At 66.5% G+C, this 13,324-nt stretch carries 8 protein-coding genes; 5 read left to right on the top strand and 3 right to left on the bottom strand.

Annotation, left to right across the window (positions count from 1 at the left end; genetic code table 11):
* A partial coding sequence (locus tag KV397_RS17405; RefSeq protein ID WP_456085681.1) for a DUF7507 domain-containing protein occupies nt 1-1,452 on the bottom strand: 1,452 nt, incomplete at its 3' end.
* Nucleotides 1,453-1,623: 171 nt separating this feature from the next.
* Between KV397_RS17405 and KV397_RS17400 the strand changes: the two genes are divergently transcribed.
* Nucleotides 1,624-2,052, top strand: a complete 429-nt coding sequence (locus KV397_RS17400) for a helix-turn-helix transcriptional regulator (RefSeq protein ID WP_261811858.1) — start codon at nt 1,624-1,626, stop codon at nt 2,050-2,052.
* Between the two features lie 370 nt (nt 2,053-2,422).
* Here KV397_RS17400 and KV397_RS17395 read toward each other — a convergent pair whose 3' ends face one another.
* On the bottom strand, nt 2,423-5,974 hold the full coding sequence (locus KV397_RS17395; RefSeq protein WP_261811857.1) for a DUF7507 domain-containing protein: 3,552 nt from the start codon (nt 5,972-5,974) through the stop codon (nt 2,423-2,425).
* An 853-nt stretch (nt 5,975-6,827) separates the two neighbouring features.
* Between KV397_RS17395 and KV397_RS17390 the strand changes: the two genes are divergently transcribed.
* The 4 genes from KV397_RS17390 to KV397_RS17375 all read left to right on the top strand — a co-directional run bounded on the left by KV397_RS17390 (nt 6,828) and on the right by KV397_RS17375 (nt 11,970).
* Entirely contained in the window at nt 6,828-9,425 is a 2,598-nt protein-coding gene (locus tag KV397_RS17390) for a helix-turn-helix transcriptional regulator (RefSeq protein ID WP_261811856.1), read from the top strand.
* A 254-nt stretch (nt 9,426-9,679) separates the two neighbouring features.
* A complete protein-coding gene (locus tag KV397_RS17385) occupies nt 9,680-10,150 on the top strand; it encodes a hypothetical protein (RefSeq protein WP_261811855.1) in 471 nt (156 codons plus the stop codon).
* A 223-nt stretch (nt 10,151-10,373) separates the two neighbouring features.
* The gene (locus tag KV397_RS17380) at nt 10,374-10,682 is read left to right on the top strand and encodes a hypothetical protein (protein WP_261811854.1); all 309 of its coding nucleotides are present in this window, start codon (nt 10,374-10,376) and stop codon (nt 10,680-10,682) included.
* A 268-nt stretch (nt 10,683-10,950) separates the two neighbouring features.
* A complete protein-coding gene (locus tag KV397_RS17375; RefSeq protein WP_261811853.1) occupies nt 10,951-11,970 on the top strand; it encodes a quinone oxidoreductase family protein in 1,020 nt (339 codons plus the stop codon).
* Between the two features lie 18 nt (nt 11,971-11,988).
* Here the strand turns inward: KV397_RS17375 and KV397_RS17370 are convergent, their stop codons facing one another.
* Complete coding sequence (locus tag KV397_RS17370; RefSeq protein WP_134353912.1) at nt 11,989-13,242, bottom strand: MFS transporter; 1,254 nt, start codon at nt 13,240-13,242, stop codon at nt 11,989-11,991.
* Between the last annotated feature and the right edge of the window lie 82 nt (nt 13,243-13,324).

The following is a 13,324-nucleotide window of genomic DNA, read 5'->3' as shown; positions in this document are numbered from 1 at the left end:
CACCGTGTAATCCGCATCCGCCGTACACGTCACCGTCTCCCCCGGCGCGATCGACACCGGACACGTCACCGACCCCACCAGCGGATCATCCACCACCGGATCCGTCACCGTCACCGTCCCCGTATTCGTCACCGCGAACGAATACGTGACCGTCTCCCCCGGCTCCGCCAGATCGTTCCCATTCCCCTCATTCAGAACAGCGATCTTCTCCAACCCCAGACCCGCGACAGCCACCGGCGTCGGAACCGTCACCGTGTCCTCCACCGGGTCCGGAGGAGTCACACCCGCCGGCGGCGTCGCCGACACCGACGCCGTATTCACCACCCCACCCGCGAGGATGTCCGCCTCCGTCACCGTGTAATCCGCATCCGCCGTACACGTCACCGTCTCCCCCGGCGCGATCGACACCGGACACGTCACCGACCCCACCAGCGGATCATCCACCACCGGATCCGTCACCGTCACCGTCCCCGTATTCGTCACCGCGAACGAATACGTGACCGTCTCCCCCGGCTCCGCCAAGCCATTCCCATTCCCCTCATTCAGAACAGCGATCTTCTCCAACCCCAGACCCGCGACAGCCACCGGCGTCGGAACCGTCACCGTGTCCTCCACCGGGTCCGGAGGAGTCACACCCGCCGGCGGCGTCGCCGACACCGACGCCGTATTCACCACCCCACCCGCGAGGATGTCCGCCTCCGTCACCGTGTAATCCGCATCCGCCGTACACGTCACCGTCTCCCCCGGCGCGATCGACACCGGACACGTCACCGACCCCACCAGCGGATCATCCACCACCGGATCCGTCACCGTCACCGTCCCCGTATTCGTCACCGCGAACGAATACGTGACCGTCTCCCCCGGCTCCGCCAAGCCATTCCCATTCCCCTCATTCAGAACAGCGATCTTCGTCAAGGCGAGCGAGGCATGAGCGATCGTGATGTCGACCGTCGCCGAGGATTCATCGGTGACCTGCTCCCCGACGCTGTTCTGGGCGACCACGGTCGCCGTGTTGACGAAGCTGGTCTGCTGCGCATCCGCCGCGGTGACCGTATAGCTGCCGGTGCACACCATCGACGAGTCCGCCCCGCCGGCCGGGCCCAACACGGTGGACGGACAGCTGACGTCCGCGATCAACGGGTCGTCGACCACGACCCCGGTGAGCTGCTCGACTCCGGTGTTGGTGACGACGAACTGGTAGGGAATCGTGTCGCCGAGCCCGTATGCCGCCGGCTGAGGATCGGTGCGGTCGACCTGCTTGACGAGGCTGATGTCGCCGAGTGGATTCACCGACATCACCTGCACATTGCGGATGAGGTGCACGTCCGTCTCTGCACCCGTCGATGCGGCGAAGCCGAACTTGTACGTCGCCGGCGGGCGCTCGTCCATGACGTAGGAGAGGACCGTCTGGTACGCCGTCCGGGTTCCCGTGAAGTCGATCTCGACGGTCACAACAGGGAACTCATCCGGTGAGACCGTCACCCGGACGTTGCGAACCGCCTCATCGTCTGCTCGGCACGCAGCGTCCGCGAACTGCTCTCGGCCGGGAAGACCCTGGACGTGGTGCTGGTCGACCCCGCGATCGGGGGACCCCTTTCGCAGCCACCTCACTGGGAAGCACTCGTGTCGCGCGGCATCGGAGTCCTGGTCTTCTCCGGCGTCTCACCGATGCTCTCCGCCGCACAGGTGCCGGGACCCGCCGGTGTGGAGAGCATGCGGAAGACCGATCCTCTCCACCGGGTCATCGCCGGTATCCGTGCGACCCAGCGGAACCGTTCAGCAGCGCGGGAGCTCGACTCGAGCACGAGGACTGCACTCTTCGCACCCGAGGTCGCGTTGTCTCCCCGGGAACGTGAGGTGCTGGAACTGTACGCCACCGGATACACGGCGGCGCAGGTGGGTGAGGCGCTGGGCATCAGCCGGAACACGGTCGTGGATCACATCAAAGGCATCCGCCGGAAATACGTGACCGCAGGTCGACCGGCCTTCACGAAGGTGGATCTCTTCCGGCGCGCCGTCGAAGACGGCCTCGTACCAGACGGCAGCGTCTGACGACCCCTTCCGGCCGCAGTGCGCACGGGAGAAGAGCGGCGACGGTGGCTGGTGGCCTTGCTCCCCACGGCAAGGCCACCACACCGAGGCGCCTCCCCACGGCGCCACTCCGACGGCGGCCCCCCAGCCGCGCGTCGGAGCACTGACGGGCGTCCCCGTCTCCCCCAGTCACAACATCACCAGATCGAGCGCGACCTTGTTCCAAGAACCGTTCGACTTAAGTAGAAGGTGCTACGGAATTCCGCATAGGAGCAGAAACTCGCCCCCTCAGTGAGTACCGACGGCTCCGGAGAGTCCGTTTGAGCGACGACAGAGCGGCGTGCCGCGTCGGTAGACATGGCACGCCGCTCTGTGACGTGATCAGCGGTTGTTACGCCTCGATCACCGGGCGCTTCATCCGTCGCGCGAGGAGGAGCACTCCTCCCGCGACCACGAGCAGCGCAGCCGCGCCGCCGATGATGCCCAGGCTGCTTCCACCCGTCGACGCGAGGTACGTAGCCTCGTCAGCGGGGGTGGTCACATCGCTCTCGGGCGGATCGATCGGCTCGACGTTGTCGGGGACCTCGGCGTAGCCGGTCGCGGCGTTGTACACCTGACCGTCCTCCACGTCCTGCTCCGTGACGGTGTACCCCTTCACGGCGTGACAGGTCATGGACTCGCCGGGCGCGAGCGTCGTCTGCGGGCACTCGACCGCGATACCGGCGTCCGTCAGCATCGGGTCGTCGACGAAGACATCCGTCAACGCAGCAGTACCGGTACTGGTGAGGTCGAAGGAGTAGTCGATCGTCTCACCGGCGTCAGCCCAGCCGTTGCCGTTGGTGTCGTTGAGCTGCGCCGACTTGACGAGCTCCAGGCCGGCCACGAGCGGCTCGAGCGGGATGACGACCTCGTCGGGCGGGCTCACCGGGTCTTCCGGGTCGCCCGGGGTCTCCGGAGGAACCGCGCCCTTCGCCGTCGCGATGTTGTGGATCTCGCCGGCAAGGGCGTCGATCTGCGTGATCGTGTAGTTCTCCGACTCGCACACCGCGGACTCACCAGCGGCCAGGGAGGTCGGATCACACGTGATCGCGACACCCAGCTCGTCGAGCAGCGGGTCCACGACACGGACATCGTCCAGCGGCACGTTGCCGGTGTTGGTGACGGCGAAGGTCCATTTCACGACGTCGCCGGGATCGTTGATCCCGTTGTCGTTCGCGTCGTCGACGAGGACGTAGTCCTTGTCGAGCGAGAGCCCGGGAGCCGGAGTCGGCTCGGTCGGGACGGTGACCTCGTCGGGCGGGCTGACCGGGTCTTCCGGGTCACCCGGGGTCTCCGGAGGAACCGTTCCGGTCGCGGTGGCCACGTTCAGGATCTCTCCCGCTTCAGCGTCGGCCTCCGTGATGGTGTAGTTCTCCGAACGGCACGTCGCGGACTCGCCGGCGGCGAGGGACGTCGGATCGCAGGTGATCGCGAGACCCAGCTCGTCGAGCAGCGGGTCCTGGACACGGACATCGTCCAGCGGCACGTTGCCGGTGTTGGTGACTTCGAACGTCCAGGCGATCACGTCGCCCGGGTCGTTGATCCCGTTGTCGTTCGCGTCATCGACGACGACGTAGTCCTTGTCGAGCGCGATCCCCGGGGCCGGGGTCGGCTCGGTCGGGATGATGACCTCGTCGGGCGGGCTCACCGGGTCTTCCGGGTCACCCGGGGTCTCCGGAGGAACCGCGCCCGTCGCCGTCGCGATGTTGTGGATCTCACCGGCTTCGGCATCCGCCTGCGTGATCGTGTAGTTCTCCGACTCGCACTCCGCGGACTCACCAGCGGCCAGGGAGGTCGGATCACACGTGATCGCGACACCCAGCTCGTCGAGCAGCGGGTCCACGACACGGACATCGTCCAGCGGCACGTTGCCGGTGTTGGTGACGGCGAAGGTCCATTTCACGACGTCGCCGGGATCGTTGATCCCGTTGTCGTTCGCGTCGTCGACCAGGACGTAGTCCTTCTCCAGCGCGATGGCCGGAGTCGGGGTCGGCTCGGTCGGGACGATGACCTCGTCCGGCGGGCTCACCGGGTCTTCCGGGTCACCCGGAGTACCCGGCGTCACGTTACCGGTCGCGGTAGCCACGTTGTGGATCTCTCCCGCTTCCACGTCCGCATCGGTGATGGTGTAGTCACCCGAGCGGCACAGCACCGACTCACCAGGAGCCAGAGGAGCCGGGTCGCAGATCACGTCGATGCCGAGATCCTGCAGGAGAGGGTCATCCACGACGACGTTCTCCAACGCGACGTTGCCGGTGTTGGTGACATCGAACGTCCACGCGATCACATCGCCCGAGTCGTTGATCCCGTTGCCGTTCGCGTCGTCGACCAGGACGTAGTCCTTCTCCAGCGCGATTCCCGGAGCCGGGGTCGGCTCGGTCGGGACGGTGACCTCGTCGGGCGGGCTGACCGGGTCTTCCGGGTCACCCGGGGTGGCCGGCGGAACGGTACCGGTCGCAGTAGCCACGTTGTGGATCTCGCCGGCTTCGGCGTCGGCCTCCGTGATGGTGTAGTTCTCCGAACGGCACGTCGCGGACTCGCCGGCGGCCAGGGACGTCGGGTCACACGTGATCGTGAGACCCAGCTCGTCGAGCAGCGGGTCCTGGACACGGACATCGTCCAGCGGCACGTTGCCGGTGTTGGTGACTTCGAACGTCCAGGCGATCACGTCGCCCGGGTCGTTGATCCCGTTGTCGTTCGCGTCATCGACGACGACGTAGTCCTTGTCGAGCGCGATCCCCGGGGCCGGGGTGTCGAGGACGACGAGGTCGAACGAGACACTGGCCATCTTCACGAGGGAGATGTTGTCCACGGCGAAGTCGTTACCGAAGCCGCCGGCTGCGTAGTTGCGCAGTCCGATCGTCGCGGTTCCGAGCGAGTCGGCGACGAAGGTGCCGACGTTCTGTCCCCAGACGACATCCTGGGTCAGGCAGGAGCTCTGCTTCGCGATCGGGAGGGACGAACCGATGTTCTTGGTCTCTTCACTGTCGGTCACGTAGAACGCAGACTGCACCGGCAGCACATTGCCCGCGCTGTAGCTGATGTTCGTCACGTGCCCCTTGACCGTGTACGTGGCGCCGGGTTCCAGGCCGTTGACCGTCGTGGAGATGAGGTCGTGGGGCGTGGGGAACGACATCGAACCGTTCATCATCAACACCTTGCCTGAAGCGGCGGACTGCTCGGTGGTGACCTGAGTGAGGTTCGCGGCCGGGCTCCTCATCGGATCCGCACTGCAGATCACCTCGCTGGAGGTGGCACCGGCGTTGGGGAGTGCGTCGTCGATCGAACGGACATCCGCCCAGAGCACGTTGTAGCGATCCGCGTCGGGACCACCGAAGTTGGTCGTCGGCCAGATCGTGTACTGCCCGTCGCACGGTCCGTAGTACGGCGTCGAAGGGTTGCATCCCTCCGTCTCGTGGACCGTCGAGGGGTCGTCCCAGGCGTAGATCGTGTTCGCCGCGATCTGAGGCATCGACTCGCCGAGGTAGTCGAAGGTCCCGTTGTCGAAGTCGGTGACGAGGTTCGGTCCGTTGGTGTCTCGCGCGATCTTCACACCGGACAGGGTGCCGACGTAGTCGGCGGGTGCGACGACGCGCAGCTCGCTGTGCGCGCGCGGAATGGAATAGATCAGTGGATCGGGCGAGACCAGCTCAGCCGCTCCGCCGTCGACGACGAGCGACCATCCGGTCGGGATTCCCGACACCTGGTACGAGTCGAAGTCCGCGCCACTGAGATTGTCGTCCGTGATCGTCAGCGTGAAGCCGTCGGCATCCGCTTCGACGACCTGGTTCGGGGAGACGTCGACCGTCAGGCCGTCCTCACCCACGACCGTGGCGGCGAAACTCGGAGGGACGACCACGAGACTCGTGAGCACGGCGATCGTGCCCGCGAGAATCGTCGACAATAAGTATCGGGTTCGTGGTTTTCGTGATCCCATGGAGAAGGTACCTTTCGTACAGGGAAGCTTTTCGGCGCGCGGGAAAGAGAGCACGCCAGGTCTCGGCGGGCTGGAACAGACAACGCCGCATGCAAGTAGATGGGGCAACTCGCTGGGCGCTCGACAATCGGGGTCGATACCAGTACCCGAATGAGGACGGCTCCGTGCCCGGCTCCCCGCTATCCGTACGCGACTCCGTGGCTCTACGCGCCGTACCCGTAGTCAGACGGCATACGGTCCGCGTTCACCGGACGAGAGCATGACACGGGCGGGGAACCGTCAGGATGGGCCGCGGAAGACCGCCCGTGTCACATCACCTCGGCGAGCGCCGACGGCGATCCAACGGTGTTGGGCATCTCCAAGGTAGGCCCGGAGGGAGGCCGCGGCCGGTGCCGTACCGAGAGTGCCGTAGCCCCGCGCACAGGTTGCGTAGGTCGCGGCGAGGAGGCCGTAGTCGCTCCAGAACCTGAATCGGAAGCGCTCTCCCACCGTCTCGAGATCGCGGTACCGAGTGGACACGAAAAACGCACCTAAGTCGTCGGCGTGGTACGCAAAACACCACGTTCCACCGCGCACGGACTGCGTGCGCGCCCAGACAGGTCCCTCTCGTACTGAAAGGTGTCCCTGGGTCAGCTCCCCCCGTGCGTGATCGCTCAACGACGATCGCGAACCCGCATGGAAACAGAATCCGACTCGGTAGCGCCGTTGTCATCTCATCCTGATCCGCGCGCGTCGCGGACGGCTGCGCGGCCGAACCCCACAGGAACACGGACTTCCGTCGCGCAGGGATCAGGTCTAGTTTTCGGTTAGGAGTGTCCGCGTGAGGAAGCGGGGTCGTGCCATGGTCATCGGTCGGGAGCAGAGCCTGGCCGCCGCGCTGGATCTGGTGCATGCCGGCGTCAGCGTGGACGTCGTCGGCGGACGAGGCAGCGGCCGCAGCGCCTTCCTGAGGGCGCTGCGCGCTCGGCTGGAAGAGGGCGAATGGAAGGTCATCCAGGTTCGGGGCGTCGCCTCGCTGCGTCAGCATCCGCTCGCCGCACTGCACCTCGCCGGCATTCCCCCCACGGGGACGCAGCGCTCGACGAGTGGGCTCCACGAGACGGCGGAAGCTCTGCGACATGCTCTGCGGTTACCTCGCTCCGTGCTGTTCCTCGACGATTGGGACGACCTGGATGAATCGTCCTGGGGCGTCGCCGAGGCCGTGCGTCGCTCGAGCGGCATCCCCATCGTCCTCTCCCGACTGCAGGGGCTGCGTGCGCGCCACACCCCGACCGGCCTCGCCGCCTCCACCCTGGAACCCTCCTATGTGATCGACATGTCTCCTCTGCGCTTCGAGGAGATGGAGAAGGCGCTGGAGCATTACCTCAAGGGGCCCATCGAGGCGGCGACCATGAGCCGGATCTTCGCGAAGTCCGGGGGCAACATCGGGCTGGCATTGAGCCTGGTCGACGCCTGTATCCGCGAGCAGAGGATCGCGCTCCGCGGCGGGAAGGAGTGGGTCGCCACCCGCGACCTGTGGAGCTCGGGCCTGCGCGCGGTGCTCGAAGCGCACCTCGAGGATCTGGACGATGCCGCCCGGGACACGATCGAGATCATCGCCATCGTCGGCGTGGCCGACATCGAGACCGTGCGCAAGCTCATCGACTGGGGCACGCTGGAGCTGCTCGAGGAACGTCGCATGATCACGTTCATCTCCAGTGGCGCGCGGCAGCTCGTGACCGTCGTGCCCCCGCTCATCGTGGAATTCTTCCGCCACGAGCCACTGACCGCGCGACGCACCCGACTCACCGCCCTGATCGTCGAGCGCCTCGGCACGGCCGGATCCGCCTCGGCGATCCTCGCCGAACGTGAGAATCGCCAGCCGACTTTCGGGACGCAGGAGGCGCTGTTCGTCCGCTTGCTCCAGGAGCGCGCCCGGGCGCGCAGGATCGTGACGGCTTCCGAATGGGAGGCGAACCCCTCGGCGAGCAGCGCCGTGCGGTATCTGCGTGCACTGATGCACACGCACACCCCGACCGTCACCGAGACCGTCCGCCACGTCTTCGACACCACCGACGCGAGCAACGGAGACGTTGCCGGACGCGCTGACTTCGAGAGCCTGCGGGCGGAGTGGACCGCCTACGTCGACCACGATCTGGACGGTGCTCAGCGGCGTCTGAGCGAGGCTTCGATCACGCTCGGTCCCTACGCCCGGATGCTCGACGCCGTCGACGTCCGCCTCCAGGCCAACCTCACACGCATCCCGGACGACTTCGGCGCACGCCTCGAGGTCACCGACGACCTCCCCGACGATGTGAAGCTGCAGCTGTGGGAGACGCAGATGCTGGTGCTCGTCTCCACGGGTCGGTTCAGCGACGCGCTCAGGGTGCACACTGCCACGGAGACGGTCGAGCGCCCACGAGACGCTTACATGATCCGCGTCCTGCACGGCCTCGCCCTGCTCGGGATCGGATCGCATCGTGCCGCGCTCGAGACCCTCCAGCAAGGGTTCGACGAGGCGCACGGGTATCTCGACATCGATGCACTCCGCGCGTTCGGCGCCGCGGTGATCCTCGTGCAGCTCCTCGCGGGTGACTACGCCGCCGTGGACGAGATCGTGGAGACGGTGTTCGCCGCCGGTGAGCCCTCGCCTCTGCCTCCCGGCGTTCAACTCTCGCTCTTGACCATCGCGTCCGTCGTGGCGATCCGACGCGGACAACTGAGCCTGGGAGAGAAGATCGCCCAGGAGATCAACGGCTCCTCCATTCTCGACGGCCCGCTGCCGGGCCAGACCCACGCCTGGCCTCGTGCGCAGCTCCTGGCTTTCGATGGAAAGGTGCAGGCGGCCGCGGATGATATGTGGGCATCGTCGCAGTCGCTGTGGGATCGTGGCGCACGGTTCGCCGCAGTGCTCGGCATGCTGTCCTCGCTCGAGCTCGCCCCCGTCGGGGAGCGCCTCGCGGTCGCCCGTCGCGCGCTCGACGAACTCCCGGACGCCCGCCTGCTTCAGGCGCACGGCGACTACGTCTCCGCCCTCGCCGAGGGCGACCCGGTCACGATGCTCGCGTGCGTGGAAGAGCTCGAGCAGGTGGGGCTGGTCGGACTCGCCCTCTCGGCGTGCCAGATCGCGCGCACCACGGCGCTCGAGAGGGGCGATGACGCCACACGCCGGGCCGCAGACAGCGCAGCACACGCGATTCGCGCCGCTCACGGAGACCGGGCCTTCGACACGGCCAGATTCGGGGCCGCGGCCGTCACCCTCACGGAGCGCGAGCGCGAGGTCGGCAGGTTCGCCGCGATGGGTCTCTCCAACCAGGAGATCGCCACGCGCCTCGTGCTCAGCGTGCGCACGGTCGAGAGTCACATGCATCGCATCATGCGCAAGCTCGACGTGTCGAACCGGAAAGCGCTCGCGCAGCACGTCGAGGTCCTGTCTTAGCTCTCCGCACAGAGAGAACGCACCGCGGAGTTCCGCCCTCCGGAACACGGAGCGGGCTGCCGTCATCACTGAATCATGGGCGCGAGGCTACGTGACCTTTGTCGCGACCGGTACCCGCAGACCGCTCCGTGGCGATACTGATCAGCTGCCCTTCTCGTCCGGAGTCACGACCCATGCCGCATCCCCCCGCTCGCCCGCTCACCCGATCCTCGAGGTCACGCCGAGCGCTTCGCACGCGCACCCTGTTCGCGGGGATGCTCCTGGCTGTGGGCGCGGCGGTGCTCGTCGCCGTGATCTTCGCTCCGTCCGAGGTCGAGCGCGTCTACGGCGAGACGAAGATCGCGATCGCCATGGTTCAGACCGAGGCGAGCGGAACGCTCCCGCACGTCACGCTCGGCGTCCCGGGCGACGAGAGGGAATTGGACCGGTGCGACGGCACCTTCACCGAGATGGTCCGCTATGAGAACCCCGGCACGGTGCCCACGTGGGCTGCCCACAACAACTGCGGTGGGGACGTCATCCTCCCGTGGGAGGTGGGTCAGCAGCTCTCCATCGACGGAGTCACCTATGCCGTGGTGGATGTCCGGATGCTGCCGAAGCGCGTCGCGACCTCGGACGACCTCATCGGCATACACGGCGAACTCACTCTGCAGACCTGCCTCTACGGACAGCAGATGATGAAGTTCGTCGGAGTGGAGAAGGTCTCAGCGACCGCGAGTCGCTGAGACGGCGGCTACTCGGCTCACACGTCGACTACCGCCGATCACGTCGTCGGCGCGCGTGGTTTCGGCTCGAAGACACGGAGAACCACGCGAGGAGCACGGCATCGGAGGCATTCAACGCCGAGGAGCGAGGCTGGCCACCTAGCTTTGCTGAGTTCCCTGCGCTGCACCCAGAAACCCGACAGGCAGCGCAACTCACACTCAACCAGGAAAGCAAATACCGATCATGTCAACATCCACCGTCCCGAACGCTTCTGGTAGCGCAGTCCCCGCGGAGGGCCTGCGCTCCAAGATGCTGGGATTGGCGAGCCTCGTCACGGGAATCGTCTCGTTCTTCGCAGGCATCACGCTCCTCGTACCGATCGCCGGTCTGGTCGCAGGGTTCTTCTCACTTCGTCGCGAACCCGCAGGCCGAACGCTTGCCGTCTGGGGAATCATCCTCAACACGCTGGCACTCATCGGTGGCGTGATCGTCGCCGTCGGAATCATCCTGACCTTCATCGGTACCGGCCTTACCGCGTTCCTCCCCGCGTGACTCGGCAGCACCGCTAGCTGACTGCGCATCACGCTCGATCGTCGTCGGGGCTCGGCCCGGGCAACGGTCGAGCGTGACGTGTTTCCCGGAACGGTGCCCTACGTATTGACAAGCTTCGATGCATGCGAGATCGTCTATGCATCGAAGTTTTTCAATGCGACGGACCGGCCACGTGCGACGCCTGCTCCGCCGTCTGAGCGCGAACACCCTGCCCGGAGAACGTCCGGACACCATGCTCTCGCGCCAAGATCACCGAGAAGGAGAACGCATGAGCTCGTCGCCTCTGCCCGCCCCTCACGCCCCCCGTGTTCCCGCACGGATGAGGGCCATCGTGCTCGATCGCTTCGGCGGCGTCGATGAGCTCGTCCCTCGGACGATCGACGTTCCGATCGTGGGCGAGTCCGACGTCCTGATCAAGGTGTCCGTGGCGGGGGTGGCCTCCTGGGACGCCGTGGAGCGCCAGGGGGAATATGAGGATGCGTTCGGTATCGCCTCGACCTTCCCCTACGTACTCGGCTGGGATGCCGCCGGCATGATCGCCGCCGTGGGCAGCGCAGTCACACGCTTCGCGGTCGGTGATCGCGTCTACGCCGCGTCGATGCCCGTGCCGCGCGGAGGGTTCTACGCCGAGTACGGTGTCGTCGCCGAGGAGCACGTCGCCCACGTCCCCGAGCGCCTGTCGATGGCCGAGTCCGGCGTGATGGCGTGGGATGCCCTGACCGCCCTGAGCGGAATCGATCTGCTCGATCTCGCGCCCGGCCAGACGCTGATGGTGTTCGGTGCGAGCGGGGGCATGGGACACATGGTCGTGCAACTGGCGCAGCAGCGCGGCATCCGGGTCCTTGCCGTCTCCTCCGGCGCTGACGGCGTCGCTCTGTCCCGAAGCCACGGTGCCGCGGCCGTCGTCGACGGCCGCTTGCATGACGTCGTGGCAGCGGCGGCGGCTTTCGCGCCGAACGGGATCGATGCGGCGTTCGTCACCGTCGGCGGATCGGTGCTGGAGCAGGCGCTTCGCGCGATGCACCCCTCAGGACGCGTGGCTTGGCCCCACGGCGTTCACCCACTGCCCGCGACACCACCCGCCGTGCCGATCCTCCACTTCGACGGCGACCGGAGCCGTGCCGCCCTCGAACGACTCAACTCCCTCATCGACGCCGGCACGTTCACGCCGCACGTCGCGCAACGGTTCCCCTTCACTCGTGTGCAAGACGCCCACCGCGCGCTCCGCGAACACCATGTGGGGAAACTGGCCCTCGACGTCGCGGGCGATGATGCGGAAACGGTATGACCGCAACAGGGGGAACGATCAGCCGGCGATCACTTTGATCCCCAGCGTGGCGGTCGGCACATCCTTGGTCTCACGGGCGGTGAGGGCCGCGAGCGTCACGATGAGGCACACCACTGCGGTGAAGATCGAGATGACGACCCATCCCCCTTGCTGAACGCCTCCGAGCCCGGCGACGATCGACGGAGCGAATCCGGCGAGCAGGAAACCGATCTGAGTGCCGATCGCCAGCCCGGAGAACCGGACCCGGGCAGAGAACATCTCACCATAGAAAGAAGGCCACACCGCGTTCGCAGCCGCGTAGCCGCAAGAGAACGTGAGCACGGCCAGAGCGAAGGTGAGGACCATGTTGTCCCCGCTCATCGACAGCATGTAGAACGGCATGAAGACGGCGGAAGAGATCGCCCCGTAGATGAAGACCGGCTTTCGCCCGATGCGATCGGCGAGTGTGGCGAACAGGGGCTGCGTTCCGAGAGCGAAGACGTTCGCCACCACGACGAGCCACAGGGTGAGACTCTCGGCGAGTCCGACCTCCTTGCCGTAGGCGAGCGCCAGGTTTCCGAACACCGTGGAGACCGCGGCGATGAACGCGCACAGGATCACTCGCAGCACGTCCCGCCAGTGATATCGCATGAGGTCGAACAGCGGGATCTTCGCGATGTCCCCGTGGGCCTTCGCTTCTTCGAATGCCGGCGGCTCCTGCAGGGTGCGACGAATGTAGAACGTGACGACGACGACGACCGCGCTCAGCCAGAACGGTATCCGCCATGCCCACTCGTACTTGAACGGGTCTTCGTCGGGGATCAGCGTCACCGGGAGGAAGATGAGCGCTGCGAGGATCTGCCCGCCCTGTGTTCCCGACAGCGTCCAGGAGGTGAAGAACGAACGCCGATCGTCGGGTGCATGCTCCAGGGTCATCGACGACGCGCCCGCCTGCTCACCTGCGGCGGAAAGCCCCTGCATCAAACGACAGAGGACGAGCAGGATCGGCGCGAACCAACCGATCTGCGCGAACGTCGGGAGGCATCCGATGACGAAGGTCGAGATGCCCATCAGCACGAGCGTGAACATCAGGATCCGCTGGCGTCCCAGCCTGTCCCCCAGGTGGCCGAGGATGACCGCGCCGATCGGACGTGCGATGTAGGCGAACCCGAACGTCGCGAGCGACATGACCAGAGCCGCATTGTCTCCGTCGGGGAAGAAGATGTGCGGGAAGATCAGCGCCGCGGCGGTGCCGAAGATGAAGAAATCGTAGTATTCGACGGCGCTGCCCATGAAGCTCGCGACAGCCGCCTTGACGGGGGTCTTGTGACCCGTTTCCGCGTCGACGGACAGGTCGGGGGCATCAGAGGGTGCT

Origin of the sequence: Microbacterium aurugineum (assembly GCF_023101205.1) — a bacterium.
Taxonomy (GTDB): domain Bacteria; phylum Actinomycetota; class Actinomycetes; order Actinomycetales; family Microbacteriaceae; genus Microbacterium; species Microbacterium aurugineum.
This window is presented reverse-complemented; position numbering and strand designations above follow the sequence as displayed.